We start from the raw sequence: 21,317 nt of genomic DNA, 5'->3' as shown, positions 1-21,317 counted from the left end.
CACCAATTACAGGTTCTAACCGTTTAATCGATTCGTTCTCCTTGCATAACTCCAGAAGCCGTTAAATCTTCTCTTAAAAATTCATATTCCTGATCTTTCCAGAATGCTTCATCATAGAGCATTTTCTCGGCATCCTGTCTTGCCGTTTCAAGAGCCCGGTAATCATGGACAAGGTCGGCCAATTTAAATTCCGGCAACCCGCTTTGCCGTTTTCCGAAGAAATCCCCTGATCCTCGCAGCTCCAAATCTTTTTCAGCTAGGCGGAAACCATCATTCGTCTCGGTCATACTCATCATACGTTCTTTTCCTTCATCTGTTTTCGGATCGGCAATCAGCACACAATAGGATTGATGTTCTCCACGACCAACACGTCCACGCAGCTGGTGAAGCTGCGCCAAACCAAAACGCTCGGCATCATAAATTGTCATGAATGTCGCGTTTGGTACGTTTACCCCAACTTCGACAACAGTTGTCGATACAAGCACATGAATTTCCCCATCACTAAATGCTCGCATGACCGCATCTTTTTCGTCAGAATGCAGTCGACCATGCATCAGGCCGATTTCAAAACGGGTGCCGAAATACGCCTTCAATTGTTCGTATGCTTCCACTGCATTTTGCACATCCAGTTTATCGGATTCTTCGATTAACGGCGCAATGACATACGCTTGGCGGCCTGCTTCAAGTTCTTGGGTCATGCGCATCAGCACACTGTTCAGCTGTTCTTTTTTCAGCCAATGCGTTTCAATCTCTTTACGCCCGGCAGGCAACTCATCAATAATCGAAACATCCATCTCACCAAAAGCTGTAATGGCTAATGTACGCGGAATAGGTGTTGCGGTCATGAACAGTACATCCGGATTTTCGCCTTTTTCACGCAGTACACGACGTTGTTCTACACCAAAACGATGCTGTTCATCCGTTATGACAAATCCTAGCTTCTTGAATTCAACATCCGGCTGAATGAGTGCATGTGTCCCAATAAGAATATCGATTTCTCCTGCTGCAAGTTGTGCCAATAATTCACGGCGTGCCTTTGTCTTTGTCGAGCCCGATAATAATGCTATCTTAACGCCAATCGGATCAAACCACATATGCAGGTTTTCTGCATGTTGCTCTGCTAAAATTTCGGTCGGCGCCATTAGAGCCCCTTGATATCCTGCCGTTACAGCTGCATATAGTCCGATCGCTGCCACGACAGTCTTTCCAGATCCTACATCACCTTGAAGCAGACGATTCATACGTTGCGGCAATAACAAATCTTTGCAAATTTCATTGACAACCCGCTTTTGGGCACCTGTAAGCTCATATGGCAATGTCGTTATAAATGCTTTTAATTTTTCCAGATCAAAGCGAACGGAAATTCCTTTCTCATTTTCCTTATTCGCTTTTCTTAGGGCTTGAATACGCAGCTGGAACTGCAGTAATTCCTCATATACGAAACGGCGACGGGCCTGTTTTGCATGATCTGCATTTAGCGGAAAATGCACCCCTTCGAGCGCTTCTTGAATATTAACTAACTGATAGCTTTCACGCAGATAATTTGGCAATGTTTCAGGCAGTTCTTCCTTCACAGTATCCAACGCCTGGCGCATATATTTACGGAAGCGCTTTTGCTGAATATTCCCCTTTAAACTATAAACAGGCTCAAAATCCACTTGTTCTGTTTTCGGTCCGAATGTCACGGACGATCCGACAATAACTTGACGTCCGCGATCCCATTTACCGGTAACGGTTATGATGCCGCCAGTTGAAATTTTTTGCCGCAAATAATTTTGATTGAAAAACACAACTTTAATTAAATGTCTTCCTGCAAGAGCCGTAAATTGTAGTCGGGATTTATTTTTCCCTAAAAATAATACGGTCGGTTCACTTTCGACACGGGCTTCAATCGTCACACGCTCATTATGCGGTGTTTCAGTTAAATCTTTTAATCGAAAATCTTCATGGCGGTATGGAAATGTCCAAATCAAGTCATGGATTGTCTCGATGCCAATTTTCATTAAATTTTCGGCTGTTTCTTTTCCGATTCCCTTTAATTGTGAAACTGGCTCATGAATCATTGTCGACACTTCCTTTACGAATTATTTATCCCGCATTAACGGGTAGTAAAAGCCCGATTGGTTCGGGCCGACACGATGTTGGTCACACAAGCGTTGTCACAGGACGTGACGATTTTAGCTTGTGTTCCTTATAATCAGTGGGGTATGACCCCTCTGATTGAAGTTTCACTTTATAGTTTAACAATATCATAAAATGGGTGCATACGTTCTCTCATAAACTAAAAAAAGAACACAAAAATTTGTGTTCAATTTTTTATTAATTCAATGCAATATTATAACAAAGAGATAATTTCCTTATTAAATTATTATATTAATAAACAAACATTAGTTACTGCCTACACGAGATTTGAGCAGGCTTTTCAGGTCTCCGCCTTCAAAGATTGCATGGGTAATCGCTTTGCCAGTTGGTGTTGCGGCTAAACCGCCTCGCGCTGTTTCTTTCAAGTTCGGGCTCATTGCCTGACCGATTCGGTACATTGCGCCGATTACCTCATCACATGGAATGCGGCTTGTTACACCTGCCAATGCCATATCCGCTGCGACTAATGAGTTGGATGCACCCATTGCATTACGTTTAACACAAGGTACTTCCACTAAGCCTGCAACCGGGTCACATACTAATCCGAGCATATTTTTCAGCGTGATGGCAAATGCTTCCGAACTTTGCTGCGCTGTTCCGCCAGCCATTTCTACAATCGCTGCCGCCGCCATTGCCGATGCACTGCCGACTTCTGCCTGACAGCCGCCTTCTGCACCTGAAATCGAAGCATTGTTCGCAACGATAAATCCAAATGCTCCCGAAGTGAATAAATATCGAATCATTTGTTCACGTGTCGGATTTAATTTATTTTGAACTGCAAATAATGTCCCCGGAACTACTCCCGCTGAACCTGCTGTTGGAGTCGCACAAATTGTACCCATTGCCGCATTCACTTCATTTGTTGCGACAGCTTTGCTGACAGCATCAAGTAAAAGGTCTCCGGCTAATGTATTGCCTTTTTTAATATAATTTTGAATGAGTACAGCATCGCCACCTGTTAAACCTGTTACGGATTGTACACCTTTTAAGCCGCGCTCTACTGCTTCTTCCATAATCGTTAAGTTGCGGTCCATCTGTTTAAAAATATCTTCACGAGAGCGACCTGTAATTAACATTTCCTGCTCAATCATTAACTCGGAAATAAGCTTTCCTTCTCTCTCAGCCAACTCCACTAACTCTCGAACACTGCGGAATAAAACATCCATATTTGTCACCCCTAGTTATTAATTTTCGATACCTTCGTAATATGTGGAATATATGAGATTTGCTCTAACAGACGCTTATCTATATTTTGATCGACTTCAATTACCATTAAAGCCGTTAATCCACGTTCAATACGCGATACTTCCATATGTCCAATATTGACATCATGCATGGCCAAACAGTTCGCCACGTTTGCAATACAGCCTGCACGGTCATCATGCACAACCAGAATTGCCGGCATCCCGCCTGTCAGACGCAGCTTAAAGCCATTTACTTCGCTAATCTCAATTTTACCGCCACCAATTGAAATACCTTCAACGCTCATTTCCGATTCATCATCGCCCATTAAAATGCGCGCAGTATTCGGATGCTCTTTATTGGCTGTTTCAGGAATAAACTCAAACTGTAAGCCTGCTTTTTCCGCTTCAGCAAAAGAAGTTTTAATCCGTTCATCATCCGTATCGTAATCTAGTAATCCACCTATAATTGCCACATCCGTACCATGACCGCGGTATGTTTCGGCAAAAGAACCGTATAAATAAATTTTCGCCCATTTCGGCTGACGTCCAAACAAATCGCGTGCAACACGTCCAATACGTGCTGCCCCTGCTGTATGTGAAGAGGACGGACCAATCATAACAGGTCCAATAATATCAAAAACCGAAGTAAATTTCATAAAGTTATCCCCCCATATTCTTTTATACTTTCATTTACTCCTAGTGTACTCATTTTTTCTGCAATTAACAAACTTCTTGTTGTAAAAACAGAATAATAACCATAATGAGGATTAAACTCCATAAGTTAACGCTGACAATTAAGCGGTTAGATGGATAAATCAATAGAATCATTCCCCTTATTTCCCACCGATTAGGTCTCACTACTGTAAATACCGCAAATTTTGGGTTTATTACCGAAGCGCCCGCTTAAGACACTTAAACATAATGAAAGCAGTGCATACTTGAAAGTACACACTGCTTTCACTATTTATTTTATTCTACAGATAAAATGAACGGATAAAGGGATTGTTTACCTTCAACAATTTCCACTTCAGCATCCGGATAATTTTCTTCGATAAAGTTTTGTAATTCTTCGGCTTGTTCAGCTGTTGCATCTTCACCATAAATGATTGTGATGATTTCTGAATCTTCATCCATCAATCCTTCAAGCACTTTTTTAGCTGCATCCATCATTTCAGGAGTCGATAAAATAATTTTACCTTCAGCTAATGCCATATAATCATCTTTACGGATTTCAACACCGTCGATCGATGTATCACGCACGGCAAATGTTACTTGACCAGTCTTTACATGTGCAAAGCCTTGTGTCATGTTCGCCTTATTCGTTTCAACTGACTCGGCAGGATTATATGCTAAAATAGCTGCCATTCCTTGAGGGATCGTTTTTGTCGGCACAACCGCTGCTTCAATTTCCAGAAGTTCAGCTGCTTGCTCTGCCGCCATAATGATATTTTTGTTGTTCGGTAAAATTAGTACTCGCTCTGCACCAATTTCTTTTACCGCTTTTACGATATCTTCTGTAGAAGGGTTCATCGTCTGTCCGCCTTCAATTACATAAGAAGCACCGATCGAGCGTAGAAGATTGGATACACCTTCACCCATTGCAATCGTTACAATCGCATATGGTACTTTTGTTTTTTGCTGTTTCGCAGGTGCTTGTGGTGCATCGTTGACAATCGCAGAATGCTGTTCACGCATGTTGTCTACTTTAATTTTAATTAAGCTACCATATTTTTGACCCGCTGCAAGTACGGCACCTGGAGTTTCCGAGTGTATATGTACTTTTGCAATTTCATCGTCCGAGATGACCAGTAATGAGTCGCCCATCGGATTCAACTCTTGGCGGAACTCGTCTTCATCAAAAGGCGCTTTGTCTTCTTCGAAACGCACCATGATTTCTGTACAGTATCCAAATTCGATGTCAGATGTGTCCATGAAGTCTTGTACACGGTGATGTTCTGCACTAATTAAATCATCCAGTGAAGATTCATTTTTTTCCGGTAATGGCTCGCCTTTCATAGAAGCAAGGAATCCTTCATAAACGAACAGTAAACCTTGGCCGCCACTATCGACAACGCCTACTTCTTTTAATACAGGTAAAAGATCCGGCGTGCGGTTTAATGATTGTTTTGCTTCCTCGATAAACGCTTCCATCAAGACAATCATATCTTCTTCTGTTTCAGCAACTTCCACACCTTTTGCCGCCGCTTCACGAGCAACCGTTAAGATTGTCCCTTCCACTGGTTTCATAACGGCTTTATAGGCAGTATCTACGCCAGCCTGGAATGCGTTCGCTAAGCCTTTTGCATCGATTTCAGCTTCTTTTTCAATCGCTTTACCGAACCCGCGGAATAACTGCGATAAAATTACGCCTGAATTTCCGCGTGCGCCCATTAGTAAGCCTTTTGATAAAGCCTGAGCTGTTTTACCGATATGTGCACTTACATTGGCTTCTGTTTCATCTGCACCAGATGTCATTGATAAATTCATATTTGTCCCTGTATCACCATCCGGCACAGGGAATACATTTAGCGAATCTACATATGCTGCATTTTGGTATAGGTGATGTGCACCCATTTGTACCATTTCAGCAAATTTAATTCCGTCTAAAGACTTCATTCGATTCATTTCCTCCTCTTACACGTTCGCAACACGAACGCCTTGAACAAAAATATTAACTGATTTAACGCTCATACCTAATGTTTTATTTACTGTATATTTTACTTTGGATTGTACTTGATAAGCGATTTCAGAAATTTTCGTACCATAGCTTACAATAATGTACATATCAATATGTAAGTCATCACCTTCTTGGCGAATGAGCACACCTTTTGCAAAATTCTCTTTTCGTAAAATATCTGTTAATCCATCACGAATCTGATGTTTTGATGCCATGCCTACAATGCCATAGCATTCAATCGCTGCTCCACCAGCAATTTGAGCAATAACATCATTGGATATATCAATATGACCGAATTCGTTATTTAATTCTACTGACATAGTGAATGCCCCCTTGGCTCTATTTGACTAATTTATATTGTACTACACAAAAGTCGATTATAAAAGAAAACGTTCATCTACGTCTAGCCTGAAGTCGTTTTTTTGAATTTCTCTTTATTTTTAATCTTTCAATAAAGTGAAATTTCAATTAGTTAGGTTCTTTATCCCCACTGAATGCAAAACAACATCATATTTTTTTTTGCACAACCTAATTAGAGTATTCGACAATTTTCAGTTGTTATACAAGGAAGCATTTTTGAAACATATCACTGACTATTTTAGCTCAATACCGAAATATATGTTTATCCGCACATTCCACTACAGGCTGACGCTTTCCGCGGGCGTGGGCCATTCCTCACCGCTACGCTCTTTCGGTATATCGGCCGTCACGCTTATCCCACAGGAGTCGCCGCCTTCTGTTCCATATGCTTAGCTGCCAACCGACTATTTATTACGTACCTATCTTGGCCGAGTCCCACTATTAACCGCGAAAAATTCGATATGATTATGCAAAATGGATATTTTTGCCGGAAGTTGGCTGATTAAGTCTCCGTCAACATTCAGCTGAAATGCTTCAGTCGCTTTTATATGCATTTCACGTGCATTCAATTTAATAATATTGTCATCGTCCTCATAATTGCCTGTAAGCAAATTTTTAGCCGTCCCTACTACTTGTAGTGTGCTCGTACTTTTAATAATAAACCCGTGCAAGAGGCCGTCTGATTTATCGGCATCTTCATTTAGTTGGCGGAAGCTTCCGACGGAATCGGTTAATACACATATGAAGAGCATCATATTTTCTTTATACGTTTGTCCATCTGCCGTTACTTCCATTTCGTAGGAGTCATTTTGAATGGCCGCTTTCACTCCTTCAAATAAATAGGCGAGCGATCCAAGAGATGTTTTTTGCTCTACCGACACGTCACCAACCGCTTCTGCCAATAATCCGATTGCAATGACATTCGTGAAATAATGATCGTTCACTTTCCCGATGTCCGCTTTTGTTGTTTTTCCGCCAAGTAACGCTATCGCCTCATCAGGATCAAGCGATATGTCCAATGCACGCGCAAAATCATTGACTGTACCTAATGGAACAACTCCCACAACAGGGCGGTGAGGCTGCTCGGCAATTCCGTTGATCCCTTCATTTAGTGTACCGTCTCCGCCGACTAAAATGACCGCATCATATTGCTCATCACATGCCATTTTAGCAAAGCGGGTTGCATCCTTCTCACCTTCTGTTTCTTTTACAATGACTTCATAATTATGTAATTGTCCGATAATTTTCTTTTCATACTCACTTGCTTTTTCTTTCCCTGAAGATGGGTTGATGATGACCATACACTTTTTCATAAATATTTCCCCCAAATAATTAGTTTATATAGTACATTACCTTTTCCAGGAAGTTTTTAATCCCGATTAAGCAAAATGGGGTGTAAAGGTTTTTTTCTTGAAAGGTTATGTAAAATGTCTTGCACTCATTGACTCTGTATGTTAAATTATTATGGTATGTGAAATAACGAACTGAAATAAAGATTTCAGATTCAGCTGTAAGGAGGAATTTTACAATGCCAAAACAATGCGTAATTACTGGCCGTAAAGCTCGTACAGGCAACAACCGTTCACACGCTATGAACGCTAACAAACGTACTTGGGGTGCTAACCTTCAAAAAGTTCGTATCTTAGTTGACGGTAAGCCAAAACGTGTATGGGTTTCTGCTCGTGCTTTAAAATCAGGTAAAATCGAGCGCGTATAATCGCGTATAGAGTATCAGCAATTTGCTGGTACTCTATTTTTTTGCAAAAAATGAACAAAAGCGCTAAAGCGCCCGTTCAACGCCGAGGGGGTATAACGCCACGTCCTTGTGGCATACCCCCAATGGCTCACATCGTGTGAGCCTCAGACATTGGAAGGCCCGACGCAAAAGTAAACGGTTCACCACTTTTGCACGGAGGGACTGAAATGGCCGAGGAGTTGGCGCTTTAGCCTGGACGGGGACAAAAACTTGTTTCCAGGTTATCCATAGTGCGATAGTATATAATTTCCTTAACAACATAAAAAATACAGCCCATAATCACTATGAGCTGTAGACAGGATCTTTATTTTTCTTTTTTATCTCTACGAAACAACTTCACGCAGCCTCTTGCCACACCGCTTAACCATTTTGGCATTTGGAATGTATATACTTTCAGTGTTGTTCCTCCTTAATCTTTACTCTTTATCATTAAACATATGCCTTCCCTAAATGAAATAGACCCTGTACCTATTATTTCATTGCTTGTGAAACGCGTTGTCCCCTGTTCAATTACTTCATCTGTCGTCTCATATTTAACACTACGCAACGTCACGTTTCGCAGAGTCTTTCCATAGGCAAAAAACGATACGTAAGAATAATAGTCTTCTGTCAAAATATGTGTACCCGGCAGTAAAAATTGAATGATATTATGAGAATTAATGATTTTAAAAGTAATATGAGGATGCTGCTGCTGCATGAGAAATACAGACCGTAATGTCGCTTCGTAATGATCTAAACGCCCGCCTGTAACACCCGTTAAAAAGACTTCCTGCGGCTCATATGTGAGTGCCTTCTGCAAGGCTAAGTCTGTATCCGTCTCATCTTTTTCTGCCTGAAATTGTTCAACATGGTCTACAGCTTCGGAAATCCGCGCAAATTCCTCCGCTGTAATGGAATCAAAATCACCGACAATACTATGTGGCTGTATGCCTTTGTCCACTAAATATAATGCCCCCCGGTCGACTCCAATCCAGACATCCGGTGTTAAAGAAAAGGCGACCTCATGAACGGGGCCGCCTGAGCAGATTGCTACAATCATTGAATTGCCGCTAATCCTGCTTGTTTAATTTCTTGTAAAGCTTGTGCGCGATCTTCTTTACTGTAAATAGCTGAACCAGCTACAAAAACCGTTGCACCTGCTTTTGCACAAGGTACGATTGTTTCAGCGTTAATTCCGCCATCAATTTCAATTTCGATATTCAAGCCACGTTCTTTAATAATTTTCGATAATGCTTCCACTTTCGGCACAACCGATTCAATGAACTTTTGTCCGCCAAAGCCAGGGTTTACCGTCATAAACAGCACCATATCAACATCTTCCAAAATATGCTGTATTGTTTCAATCGGCGTATGCGGATTTAATACAACACCCGGTTTCACACCATGTGAACGAATTAACTGAATCGTACGGTGCAGATGGCGGCATGCTTCAACATGTACCGTAATATAATCTGCGCCCGCTTTCGCAAACTGTTCAATATACTGGTCCGGATTTTCAATCATTAAATGTACGTCCATCGGTAATGTAGAAAGAGGACGAATGGCTTCTAATGCAATTGCACCAAATGAAATATTCGGTACGAAATGACCGTCCATTACATCGATATGAATCAATTCGGCTCCTGCTGCTTCTACTTCTTTTACTTCTTGTCCCAGCTTTGCAAAGTCTGCTGCTAAAATTGATGGTGCAATTTTAATCATGTCTAATACCTCGGCTTTCGGTCAATAATTTCTTGTAAGATTTGTTCATAATGCTCATAGCGGTACGAACGGATTTCTCCCGTTTCTACTGCCTGTTTTACCGCACATTTCGGTTCTTTTATATGCAGACAACCACGGAACTTACAATTCTCGCTAATACGTTCGAACTCTGGCAAACAGGATGTCAGCTCTTCTTTTTCTATCATTTCAAAATCAAAAGAACTAAAGCCTGGTGTGTCCGCCAATAGTCCGCCGCATACTTCAATCAGCTCGACGTGGCGAGTTGTATGTTTCCCGCGCCCTAAACTTTTTGAAATAATACCTGTTTTTAAATCAAGCTCAGGAAGCAATGTATTTAATAATGTTGACTTTCCGACACCTGACTGTCCGGCAAGCACCGATGTTTTTTCTTGCAAGTATGGTTCAATTTTCTCCAGCAATGTTGGATCATCAATGTATGTTTCGATAATGTCATAGCCGATTTCTTTATAGTCGTCAATGTATGTTTGTAGATGTGCACGTTCTGCATCATTTAATAAATCCATCTTCGTTAAAATAATGATCGGCTGTACATGGAACGACTCGAGCACGACTAAAAAACGGTCGAGCAGCACTGTATTAAAATCCGGTTCTTTTGCGGAAAACACAAGTAATGCCTGATCCACATTCGCAATCGGTGGTCGGACGAGTTCGTTGTGACGTTCCAGTATTTTATCGATGGAACCATCCGATTCCCCATCATAGGAATATTCCACAAAATCGCCGACTAGTGGTGATTCTCCGCGATTACGGAAAATCCCACGAGCGCGACATTGAATTAAATTGCCGTCTTTTTCAACATAATAATAACCGCTTAATGCTTTTCGAATTTGGGCTTGCGCCATCCAATTCCTCCTTATTCCGCCAATTCTTCATACGTAATTGTTTTATTTTCGATTACATTGTTATCCCGTACAATCTGATAGGCTGCTTTGTCCCCTTCAACGATGACCAGCTTAATTGTATATAAAGTATCTTCATTAATCGTTAACTTTTCTACAGGCTCTGCCATTGTACGTGTTTTGTCCTGAATGTAAATGGAGACCTCTTGCTCGATCCCTTCTTCAAAAGGCTCGTACGGAATTTCAATTGTTTTTGTATAGAACTTTTCCTGTTTTGCTTTTGGTCCTTTTGAGATGACGACATTAATTGTGCCACCTTTTTCAAGCTTCGTGCCTGCTTTTGGTGTTTGACTGATTACTTCACCTGCCGGTTTATCCGAATATTCTTCACCAGTTACATTCACTTTAAAACCTGAGCTTTTTTCATATTCTGAACGGTTTGCATCATTAAACGCCATCAAGTCCCGCACCGTTACTTGTTCCTGTCCTCTACTAACTGTTAATACAACATCTGTCTCATTGACGTGAATTTCCTCTCCAGCTTCCGGTGTTTGACCGATAATTTCGCCCGCTGCATGCTCTGAAGAATATTCCTCTCTAAAATCATAGCTATTATATTCTTCTAACGCATCGATTACATCATCACGCTGTTTACCGACGAAATCCTCCATCTTTGTCAATTCCTTACCGATACTGACGATTAAATCCACCGTAGTGCCTTTATCACGTTCCCGACCTGCTTGCGGATTCGTTTCAATGATATTTCCGGATTCAATTTCCTCATTGTTGCGTTCCTCTTGTTCGCCAATAACGAAACCTTGCTCTTCTAAAATTCGAATTGCTTCTTCAACCGTCATATCTGTCACATCTTCTATGACTACTCTATTTGGTGTTAAAAGAACAGCTGCTACTACTGCACCAATTGCTAAAAGAACTAATAGACCAACGATAAGCGGCCATTTTTTCTTTTTCTTTTTTGGTTTAAGCGACTTCGGTTCTTCCTCTGCAGGCGGTTTTGAATCGATTCGGACTGTCTGTTCCGTAATGCCGGTAGATGGCTCCTGAACCGGGACAGGTACAGGCTTCGGATCTTTTATAATCGGCATTAGCTTTGTCGCCCCATTATCAACCGGCGGCATAAATTTAGGTTCATTCACCCGTTGTAATGATAAACATGTATTTAAATCTTCTTCCATCTCTTCTGCATTGCTGTAGCGGTGGTTTTGATCTTTTGCTGTTGCCTTCAATACGATATTTTCCACGCTTTGCGGAATGCTTGCATCGAATTCACGTACGGAAGGTGTTTCCGCCTGCAGATGCTTTAACGCAATAGATACAGCAGATTCCCCTGAAAATGGCAATTCACCTGTTAAAAGCTCATAAAAAACGATTCCAAGTGCATATATATCTGACTTCATCGTTGCTACACCGCCGCGTGCCTGCTCCGGCGATAAATAATGGACTGTTCCGATGACTGAGTTCGTTTGCGTGAAGCTTGTTGCTCCAAGCGATGTCGCAATCCCGAAATCAGTAATTTTCACATTTCCTTCTTCATCCATCAATATATTTTGAGGCTTTATATCTCGATGGATAATGCCGTTTTCATGTGCATGGGCAATTGCCGATGTAAGCTGCTTCATTATATGGGCACTACGCGCTGCAGATAAAGGTGAAAACTCTTGTATGTATTGTTTTAATGTTTTCCCTTTAATGTATTCCATGACAATATAGTGCATATCCCCATCTTCGCCAACATCATAGATGCTTACGATATTAGGATTAGTCAAACTTGTTGCAGACAATGCTTCACGCTGGAAACGACGGTGCAATTCTTCTTCATTCGATAAATCATAACGCAATATTTTAATTGCGACGTCACGGCTTAAAATAATGTCGTGTGCCAAATATACATTTGACATACCGCCTCCGCCAATTAATTTTAAAATTTTATAACGGCCACTTATATGTTTTCCTACTAGCATTGTTACACCTCCTGCACCGTTGTCATTAAGATAAGGGAAATATTATCTTCTCCACCACGCTCATTTGCTAATTGAACTAATTCTTTTCCTTTTTCCTGAACGGAAACCTGTGTAGTAATAATTTTGCCCATTTCCTCTGTAGACAGTTTATTACTTAACCCGTCGGAACAAATGAGTAAAAAGGCCTCATTTGATAGAGTGATTTCATAAAAATCAGGTTCAATCGAAATTTCTGTACCGAGTGCTTTTAAAATAAAGTTCCGTTGAGGATGATTTTGTGCCTCTTCTTCACTAATTTCTCCATTTTCCAATAAAATATTTACATAAGAATGATCTCTTGTTACTAACTTTACTGTTTCGTTTGTAATATGGTATACACGACTGTCGCCAACATGGCTTATCGTGCAATCATTCTTATCAAGCAACACAGCGATCATTGTCGTACCCATACCTTGACAATTTTCATGCGTTAATGAGTAATGATATATTTTTTGATTAATATGTGACACCGCATTACGCAACCATTCCAGCTTTAACTGTTTAGTTGCGAAATTTTCTGCATTTTCCTGTTTAAAGAGTGCATGCATTTCGGTAATAACCATTTCACTCGCTACATCACCAGCATTATGACCACCCATACCATCTGCTAAAATCGCAAGCTTAAAATGATCGGGGCGCTCAAAAAACGCGGCCCGATCTTCATTTATTTTTCGCTTCAACCCAATATCACTTTCCACTGTAAAGTTCACTATAGTCCACCTACTTTGTTTCGTGTGATCGTTCTTGTGCACGTAACTGGCCACATGCAGCTGCAATATCTGCACCTTGCTCACGGCGGATTGTTACGTTAATACCTTGCTCCTTAAGCGTTCTTTCAAAAGCAAAAATTTTACTGCGTGATGTACGAATATAATCACGTTCCGGCACGTAGTTAATCGGAATTAAGTTAACATGACATTTAATATTTTTGATCAGCTTTGCCAGTTCCATTGCTACTTCTTCTGTATCATTTTGACCTGACATTAAACCGTATTCAAATGTAACACGACGCCCTGTTTTCTTCGTATAGTATTTTACTGCTTCCATCAACTCTTCTAATTTATATGCTTTGGCAATCGGCATTAATTTCTGACGTGCCTCTTGGTTCGGTGCGTGAAGAGAAACCGCAAAGTTAATTTGCATGCCTTCATCTGCGAATTCATAGATTTTCGGTACAATTCCCGAAGTCGAAACCGTGATATGACGCGCCCCAATATTTAATCCTTTGTCATCGTTCATAATTTTAAGGAAGTTCATCATCGCATCGTAGTTGTCAAACGGCTCACCGATTCCCATGATAACAATTGAAGATACACGCTCTTCTGTTTCGTCAAGCTGTTGCTGAACTTTTACGACCTGCTCAACAATTTCACCTGCCATTAAATGACGCTTCAAGCCACCTAACGTAGATGCACAGAATGTACAACCGATACGGCAGCCTACTTGTGTCGTTACACAAATTGAATTACCGTAATCATGGCGCATCAATACAGTTTCAATTGAATAGCCGTCTTGCAGCTGGAATAAAAACTTGATCGTGCCGTCTTTTGATTCTTGTTTTATAATTGTCGATAGTGTCGTTAATGCAAACTCGGCCTCAAGTTTTTCACGCAATGCTTTCGGCAAGTTTGACATTTCTTCAAATGTTTGGACACGCTTTTCATAAAGCCATTCATAAATTTGCGCTGCCCGGAAAGCCTTTTCTCCATTTGCTGTCAGCCATTCCTTCATTTCATCTAGACGTAATGAGTAGACGGATGGTTTTAACTGTGGCTTTTCTTTCTTCGCACGACGTACCGGTTTATCTGCTGTTTCTTCCACTAAATCCTGAATTCGTTCATCAAATTGTTTTAATTGTTCTTGCTCCATTAGTTAATTGGACGCTCCTTTTTTTACGAATGCAGCTACGAAAAATCCGTCACTGCCTATATCTTGCGGGAATACTTGCAGCATCCCGTCCTGTTGCTTCGCTTCTAGTTGTGTTGGTAAATTTTCAATCGGCACCAAGTTCATTTCAGGGTGCTCTTTTAAGAAGGCTTGTACTGTACCTTCATTTTCACTACGGTCTACTGTGCATGTTGAATACACTAATCGTCCGTCTTGTTTTAATAGCTGGACTGCATTATTCAAAATCGAAAGCTGAATTGTTTGCAGGCTCTCTAAATCTTCTTCTCGCTTTGTATATTTAATATCCGGCTTGCGTCGCATTACGCCCAAACCTGAGCAAGGTGCGTCAACCAGAATCGCATCATAGCCTTCCTTTTGTAAGAAGCCTGCTGCTTTTCTTCCGTCAAGCGGAGCTGTTTCGATAATATTCAATCCTAGACGCGCGACATTCTCTTCGATTAAATCCAATTTTTTCGGATGAAGATCGGTCGCTAAAATCGAGCCTTCGTTTTTCATAACTTCAGCAAGATGCGTTGTTTTCCCTCCTGGTGCTGCACACATATCAAGTACTTTCATACCTGGTTGCGGATTCAGCACTTTTGCCGGCAGCATCGAACTTTCATCCTGAATCGTAATAAGCCCATTTCGGAACGCTCCCGTACGTGCGGCCTGCCCGCTTTCAAGATGCAGACATTCAGGTATATATTCACTGCGGCGCGCTTTTACACCTTCACGTTCAAGTGTTGTCAATACTTGTTCAACAGTTGCTTTCGTCGTGTTGACACGTACTGTCTGCAATGGTGCAATATTATTTTCAAGCAGCATTTCACGTGTTTTATCATAGCCGTAGCTTTCAACCCAGCGATCGACCAGCCATTGCGGGTGACTTGTTTCGATTGCCAGACGCTCATTTGCATCTTCTATTAAATCGGTTGAACGAACACCTTCACGTAAAATCGAACGTAAAATACCATTTACCATTGAGGCAATCCCTTTATGACCTCGGCGTTTTGCAATTTCCACTGCTTCATTGACAGCGGCGTGTGCAGGAATACGTGTTAAATACTGCATTTGATAGAGCGACATACGCAACAGCCAGCGCACCCAAATATCCACTTTTCCGCGAATAAATGGCTCCAGATAATAATCCAGTGTCAGTTTATGCTGCAATGTTCCATATGTGAGCTCTGTTAACAGGCCACGATCTTTCGCATCGATTTTATATTTTTCAATCGTTTGGTGTAATAATAAATTACTGTATGCCTGGCTTTTATCGACCGTCAGTAAAATCGTTAAAGCGGCATCCCGCACATTACCGTCCCAAATTACTTGTTTCTTTTTACTCATTCAAAACGGTCTCCAATCTGTAATTTCGAGCCCGTACCACGTAAAAACTCTTCTGCTGTCATGCGTTTCTTCCCTGCTGGTTGTACATCATACAGCGCCAATGTACTGCCATCGCCTGTCGCTACTTCAAAATGATCTTTTTCAATTTTCACGACTTCTCCCGGTGCAGCATTTGTTGCAGTTTCCCCAACCTTTGCTGCCCAGACTTTAAAGTTAGCCCCTTCAAATGTCGTATAGGCAACAGGCCAAGGGTGTAGTCCGCGCACTTGATTATACAATGCACGCGCTTCATTATTCCAATCAATCAACTCCTGCTCACGGCTAATATTTCGCGCAAATGTTACGAGTGATTCATCCTGTGGAATGCGGGCATTTGTTCCGTCGATAATCGATGGCATTGTTTCTTTTAATAGTTCACGACCTACTGCACTTAATTTATCAAACATTGTACCTGTATTGTCTGTATCTTCAATGGCAATTTCCCGTTGTGAAATAATATCCCCGGCATCCAGTTTTTCCGCCATATACATAATCGTTACACCGGTTGATGCCTGTCCATCGATAATTGCCTGATGAATTGGTGCACCGCCTCGATATTCAGGTAATAATGATGCATGGACATTAATACAACCTAGTCGAGGTGCTTCAAGCAGTTCTTTCGGCAAAATCTGTCCAAATGCCGCCGTTACGACAATGTCCGCATTTAATGCTAAAATTTCTTCCAGCTCCTGTGAACCGCGCAGCTTTTCAGGTTGAATAACCGATAAGCCTAGTCGTAGTGCTTCTTCTTTTACAGGTGGCGGTGTTAATACTTTTTTACGCCCAACTGGACGATCCGGCTGTGTAACAACCGCTGCAATGTCATAGCCTTCTTCATGAAGCATACGCAAAATTGGCGCTGAAAAGGCAGGTGTTCCCATAAATACGATTTTTGTCATCGATTATTCCTCCTCAACGTCCGCGTATAGCTCTTCTAATTCTTCCTCTGTTAATACACGCGTCATTTTCGAATCAAATAAAACGCCATCTAAATGATCGATTTCATGCAAAATGCAGCGTGCTTCAAAGTCTTCAGCTTCAAGTTCATAAATACGTCCTTCACGATCTGAGGCTTCGATTTTTACGTATGTTGGGCGCTTTACCATGCCAAATAAGTCCGGGAAACTTAAACAGCCTTCCACATCTTCTTCTTCTCCACGTGTTTCAAGTACAATCGGGTTGATCATTTCTAAAATATCTTCACCTAATTCTACGATTGCTACACGTAAATCAACATTAATTTGAGGTGCAGCAATTCCTACACCATCATTTTCTACCATCGTGTCATATAAATCATCTAAAAGTTGAATGATATTTTCATCGATTACTTCAACTTCTCTTGTTTTTTTTGATAGTATATTCGCCGGGTTTTTTACAACTTCTTTAATTGCCATTTCAATACCTCTTTCTATATGCATTAGATCATTGTCGGATCTAAATCAACTGTTAACACAATGCCTTTTTTTATCCATTCCGAACGATACAGTTTTATTAGCTGTAAAAGAACCGGAATCAAATTTGGCTCTACTTTATATTTTATCAAACATTGATAACGATATCTATTTTGGAGACGAGCGATGCTGGCAGTGGTCGGTCCGATAACGGAAACATTAAATGATAAATTGGACCGCAAATACTCGGCAACACGGCCAGCATATTCAGCAGCAAACATGACGTCTTCATGCGACACTTGAATAAGCGCAATATAATAATATGGCGGATATCCTGCAATGTGTCTTGTATGCATTTCGCGTTCGTAAAACGGGGTATAATGCTGATCTTTTGATAGCTGGATTGCATAATGCTCCGGTGTATAAGTTTGGATATATACTTCTCCCAGCTTATTGTGGCGTCCTGCTCGACCACTTACTTGCGTCATGAGCTGGAATGTTTTTTCCGCTGCACGGTAGTCCGGTAAATGAAGCGCGGTATCGGCGCTCAATACCCCGACTAATGTAATATTCGGGAAATCAAGTCCTTTTGCAATCATTTGCGTCCCGAGCAGAATATCCGCTTCCCCTCGGCCGAACGCATCGAGCATTTTTTCATGTGCCCCTTTTTGTTTTGTCGTATCGACATCCATTCGCATAACACGTGCTTCCGGGAACAGCTTATGAATCTCTTCTTCAACCTTTTGTGTACCGGTACCGAAATAACGGATGTTTTCACTTAGGCATTCAGGACATGTTTCCGGTATATATTCATCATGACCGCAATAATGGCATTTCAGCTTTTCCTGATAACGGTGGTACGTCAACGAAATATCACAGTTCGGACATTGCACTGTTGTCCCGCAATCCCTGCATAATACAAACGATGAGTAGCCGCGGCGATTTAAAAATAGGACGGTCTGTTCTTTTTTATCGAGACGATCCCTTAATGCTTCCATAAGCGGTTCAGAAAACATCGAACGGTTTCCTGCCTGCAGCTGTTCCCGCATATCGATAATCTGAACGGTCGGCAATGCCTGATTTTTTGCCCGCTGTGACAATGTCAGTAACGTATACACACCTTTTTTCGCACGTGCAAACGATTCTAATGCAGGTGTCGCACTTCCTAAAACAACCGGACAATTATAATAATTTCCGCGCCATATCGCGACATCCCGTGCATGGTAGCGAGGCGAATCTTCCTGCTTGTATGTTGACTCATGTTCCTCATCCAAAATAAGCAGACCGAGATTTTTAAACGGTGCAAAAACAGCTGACCGTGCACCTACTACTACCTTTACTTTTCCTTGCTGCACTTTTCGCCATTCATCATACTTTTCACCGACAGACAATCCACTATGCATAACTGCCACTTCGTCACCGAAACGCGATTTAAAACGCTCCGTCATTTGTGGTGTCAATGATATTTCAGGTACGAGTACAATCGCTTCTTTCCCGTCTGCAATTGTGCGCTGAATTGCCTGTAGATACACTTCTGTTTTGCCGCTGCCTGTAATGCCGTGAAGAAGAAAGGTCTCTTGACGTTTTTCATCTATGGCTTCCGTAATTTTTTTCAATGCCTTGTCTTGCTCATCTGTTAATTGTAAAAAGTCTGTTTTTACGACTTCCTTTGTAAACGGATCACGGTAAACTTCCTCTTGTATATACGCTGCTGCCCCTTTTTCAATGACACTGTTTAATACACTGCTTGTCACTTGAACGGCTTCATATATTTGTTCCGGTAAAACGATGGCTCCAGCATGGTCTTGCATCCATTCCATCAATGCCAGCTGCTTTGGTGCCCGTTTTCCCATTTGTCCTATCACTTCTTCTATTTGTTCACGGGAATAAATTTGCACTTTACGTACTTGTTTCACTTGGCCTTTTTGTTTCACTTCATTTTCAATATTGACAAGACCGTCTTTTACTGCCCGTTTTAATGGTTTTAATAAATTTGCCTTTTCAAATTGGGCTAAATTCACTTTTTTGGCTTTCTCAAAGTAAGGCTGCAGCATTTGAGGTAATTGCGGCACTTCGCCTAGCAGGACAGCATACTTCTCATACTTGGCCCGCAAAGCACCAGGTAGCATTACTTGTAATGCATCAATTTCATAACAGATTGTTTGATGCTTCAGCCATTTTGCCAAGCTCAGCATTTCCTCAGTCAAAATGGATTCCAAATCGAGTATTTCTGAAATCGGCTTTATTTTTTCAACCGGAACGTCTGATTCGGCTACAATGCCGACGACAAAACCAAGCACATTGCGAGGTCCGAATGGGACTTTTACACGACATCCTATGTCAATCAGCTCTTCCCAATCTTCCGGTATTAAATAGTCGAAAGGACGGTCAACCGGATATGCGGAAACATCGACGATTACTTGTGCAAATCTCATTGTCCATCGCTTCCTGATTGCTCACGGAAATGCTTTTCTACGAGTGCAGTAATTTTTTCCGGCTCTTCCAGACGACCTTTCCCTACATAGCCGCATGCCAAAAATCCTTCAGACGGTTCGATAAAGCGGATGCCATCTTCGTGAAGTTGTGCAATATTCCGTAAAACGGCCGGATGTTCATACATATGTACATTCATCGCCGGTGCCACCCAAACAGGTGCAATCGTTGCAAGTAATGTTGTTGTTACCATATCATCCGCCATTCCATGTGCCATTTTGGCAATCATATTGGCTGTTGCAGGAGCTACGATAATTAAATCTGCCCAATCCGCCAGATCAATATGGGCAATGACATTGGAATCTTTTTCATCGAACGTATCAAAAAACACATCATTTTTAGACATCACCTGGAAGCTTAAAGGGGTAACGAACTTTTGTGCTGAAGCTGTCATGATCACTTTTACATTGAAGCCTGCCTGAGACAGTTTGCTTACTAACGCTACCGCTTTATATACAGCAATTCCACCCGACACACACAATAGTATATTGTTTTTTTTCATTATTTTACCGTCCTTTCAAAGGATAAGCTCCCAAAGAAAAATTCTTAGGGAGCTTCTACTCAGGGAGTATTCTTTTAGTAAATTACCAACTAGATTTCGTCTTCGTAAACAGTTGAAGCGTCTTGTTGAACTTTGCGAAGCTTTCCGGCAGCTACTTCTTCCAATGCTTTTCCTACTGGTTTGTAAGAAACGTATGAGCTTAAGTGCTCGCCGCCCTCTTCTTGCATTTGGCGCGCGCGTTTTGAAGCTAAGCTCACTAAAGAATACTTAGAATCAATTTGTTTTTTTAACTTATCTACTGATGGATATAACATGGTTTCATTCTCCTCTCAACATTGACAAATAGCGTTTTTCCACACGTTCACGACGACAGTGCTCTGCTACTATGATAGCATTTATTTTATCACATGCATTTTGAACTTGGTCGTTTTCTACAACATAATCATATAAACTCATCATTTCGACTTCTTCACGTGCAGTAGCGATACGACGGGCGATTACATCTTCTGTTTCCGTACCACGACCAACTAAACGTTGTTCCAGTTCCGTAATGCTTGGTGGTGCTAAAAAGATAAACAACGCATCTGGTGCTTTTTCACGAATTTGTGCTGCTCCTTGTACTTCAATTTCCAAAAATACATCGCGTCCTGCTTCTAGCGTTTCATGTACATATGCAAGTGGTGTACCGTAATAATTGCCGACAAATTCCGCATGTTCCAGTAAGCCTCCTTGCTCAATTAACGATTCGAATTCCTCACGTGTTCTAAAGAAATAGTCTACACCATCTTCTTCTCCTTCGCGAGGATTACGCGTTGTCATTGAAATCGAATATTCGTAATTTGTATCCGGTTGTGAAAAGAGCTCTTTACGAACTGTCCCTTTACCGACACCTGATGGACCAGATAAAACAATTAATAATCCACGTTGTTTTTTCAT

At 41.3% G+C, this 21,317-nt stretch carries 19 protein-coding genes and 1 pseudogene; 1 reads left to right on the top strand and 19 read right to left on the bottom strand.

The genetic code is table 11. From position 1 onward, the window contains the following. Positions 1–23: 23 nt before the first annotated feature. From recG to MKY07_RS04675, 6 genes are all read right to left on the bottom strand, one after another. Positions 24–2,063, bottom strand: a complete 2,040-nt coding sequence (recG, locus tag MKY07_RS04700) for an ATP-dependent DNA helicase RecG (RefSeq protein ID WP_008403334.1) — start codon at positions 2,061–2,063, stop codon at positions 24–26. A 324-nt stretch (positions 2,064–2,387) separates the two neighbouring features. Further along, positions 2,388–3,308: an L-serine ammonia-lyase, iron-sulfur-dependent, subunit alpha gene (sdaAA, locus tag MKY07_RS04695; RefSeq protein WP_008403335.1), complete on the bottom strand. Its 921-nt coding sequence runs from the start codon at positions 3,306–3,308 to the stop codon at positions 2,388–2,390. A gap of 11 nt (positions 3,309–3,319) precedes the next feature. Further along, entirely contained in the window at positions 3,320–3,982 is a 663-nt protein-coding gene (gene sdaAB / locus MKY07_RS04690) for an L-serine ammonia-lyase, iron-sulfur-dependent subunit beta (protein WP_008403337.1), read from the bottom strand. A gap of 313 nt (positions 3,983–4,295) precedes the next feature. After that, positions 4,296–5,942: a DAK2 domain-containing protein gene (locus MKY07_RS04685; protein WP_065216446.1), complete on the bottom strand. Its 1,647-nt coding sequence runs from the start codon at positions 5,940–5,942 to the stop codon at positions 4,296–4,298. 18 nt (positions 5,943–5,960) lie between these two features. Next, the gene (locus MKY07_RS04680) at positions 5,961–6,323 is read right to left on the bottom strand and encodes an Asp23/Gls24 family envelope stress response protein (RefSeq protein WP_008403339.1); all 363 of its coding nucleotides are present in this window, start codon (positions 6,321–6,323) and stop codon (positions 5,961–5,963) included. Between the two features lie 459 nt (positions 6,324–6,782). Then, entirely contained in the window at positions 6,783–7,676 is an 894-nt protein-coding gene (locus MKY07_RS04675) for a diacylglycerol kinase family protein (RefSeq protein WP_339263955.1), read from the bottom strand. Between the two features lie 215 nt (positions 7,677–7,891). Here MKY07_RS04675 and rpmB point away from each other — a divergent pair, with 215 nt between their 5' ends. Then, complete coding sequence (rpmB, locus tag MKY07_RS04670; protein WP_004227417.1) at positions 7,892–8,080, top strand: 50S ribosomal protein L28; 189 nt, start codon at positions 7,892–7,894, stop codon at positions 8,078–8,080. 448 nt (positions 8,081–8,528) lie between these two features. On the opposite strand, the gene MKY07_RS04665 is transcribed toward rpmB, so the two are convergent. From MKY07_RS04665 to gmk, 13 genes and pseudogenes are all read right to left on the bottom strand, one after another. Further along, entirely contained in the window at positions 8,529–9,158 is a 630-nt protein-coding gene (locus MKY07_RS04665) for a thiamine diphosphokinase (RefSeq protein ID WP_065216448.1), read from the bottom strand. After that, a complete protein-coding gene (gene rpe, locus MKY07_RS04660; protein WP_065216449.1) occupies positions 9,155–9,820 on the bottom strand; it encodes a ribulose-phosphate 3-epimerase in 666 nt (221 codons plus the stop codon). Before rpe ends, MKY07_RS04665 begins: the two co-directional genes overlap by 4 nt. A 2-nt stretch (positions 9,821–9,822) precedes the next feature. Next, positions 9,823–10,704 (bottom strand): ribosome small subunit-dependent GTPase A, encoded by an 882-nt coding sequence (rsgA, locus tag MKY07_RS04655; RefSeq protein WP_008403343.1) that lies wholly within the window; start codon positions 10,702–10,704, stop codon positions 9,823–9,825. An 11-nt stretch (positions 10,705–10,715) separates the two neighbouring features. Then, positions 10,716–12,683, bottom strand: coding sequence for a Stk1 family PASTA domain-containing Ser/Thr kinase (pknB, locus tag MKY07_RS04650; RefSeq protein WP_339263953.1), 1,968 nt, complete (start codon positions 12,681–12,683; stop codon positions 10,716–10,718). A gap of 2 nt (positions 12,684–12,685) precedes the next feature. Further along, positions 12,686–13,432, bottom strand: coding sequence for a Stp1/IreP family PP2C-type Ser/Thr phosphatase (locus MKY07_RS04645; protein ID WP_339263952.1), 747 nt, complete (start codon positions 13,430–13,432; stop codon positions 12,686–12,688). 10 nt (positions 13,433–13,442) lie between these two features. Beyond that, positions 13,443–14,591: a 23S rRNA (adenine(2503)-C(2))-methyltransferase RlmN gene (gene rlmN, locus MKY07_RS04640; protein WP_008403346.1), complete on the bottom strand. Its 1,149-nt coding sequence runs from the start codon at positions 14,589–14,591 to the stop codon at positions 13,443–13,445. A 3-nt stretch (positions 14,592–14,594) separates the two neighbouring features. Continuing rightward, a complete protein-coding gene (gene rsmB / locus MKY07_RS04635; protein WP_008403347.1) occupies positions 14,595–15,956 on the bottom strand; it encodes a 16S rRNA (cytosine(967)-C(5))-methyltransferase RsmB in 1,362 nt (453 codons plus the stop codon). Next, a complete protein-coding gene (gene fmt, locus MKY07_RS04630) occupies positions 15,953–16,894 on the bottom strand; it encodes a methionyl-tRNA formyltransferase (protein ID WP_008403348.1) in 942 nt (313 codons plus the stop codon). The genes rsmB and fmt overlap by 4 nt, the downstream gene beginning before the upstream one ends. A gap of 3 nt (positions 16,895–16,897) precedes the next feature. Beyond that, positions 16,898–17,389: a peptide deformylase gene (gene def / locus MKY07_RS04625; RefSeq protein ID WP_008403349.1), complete on the bottom strand. Its 492-nt coding sequence runs from the start codon at positions 17,387–17,389 to the stop codon at positions 16,898–16,900. Between the two features lie 23 nt (positions 17,390–17,412). Further along, the gene (gene priA / locus MKY07_RS04620) at positions 17,413–19,821 is read right to left on the bottom strand and encodes a primosomal protein N' (RefSeq protein ID WP_339263949.1); all 2,409 of its coding nucleotides are present in this window, start codon (positions 19,819–19,821) and stop codon (positions 17,413–17,415) included. 35 nt (positions 19,822–19,856) lie between these two features. Continuing rightward, a pseudogene (coaBC, locus tag MKY07_RS04615) lies at positions 19,857–20,381 on the bottom strand (bifunctional phosphopantothenoylcysteine decarboxylase/phosphopantothenate--cysteine ligase CoaBC); the annotation flags it as partial. Positions 20,382–20,470: 89 nt separating this feature from the next. Then, positions 20,471–20,695 (bottom strand): DNA-directed RNA polymerase subunit omega, encoded by a 225-nt coding sequence (rpoZ, locus tag MKY07_RS04610; RefSeq protein WP_008403352.1) that lies wholly within the window; start codon positions 20,693–20,695, stop codon positions 20,471–20,473. A gap of 4 nt (positions 20,696–20,699) precedes the next feature. After that, positions 20,700–21,317, bottom strand: coding sequence for a guanylate kinase (gmk, locus tag MKY07_RS04605; RefSeq protein ID WP_008403353.1), 618 nt, complete (start codon positions 21,315–21,317; stop codon positions 20,700–20,702).

The organism is Solibacillus sp. FSL W7-1472 (assembly GCF_037969775.1).
Taxonomy (GTDB): domain Bacteria; phylum Bacillota; class Bacilli; order Bacillales_A; family Planococcaceae; genus Solibacillus; species Solibacillus silvestris.
This window is presented reverse-complemented; position numbering and strand designations above follow the sequence as displayed.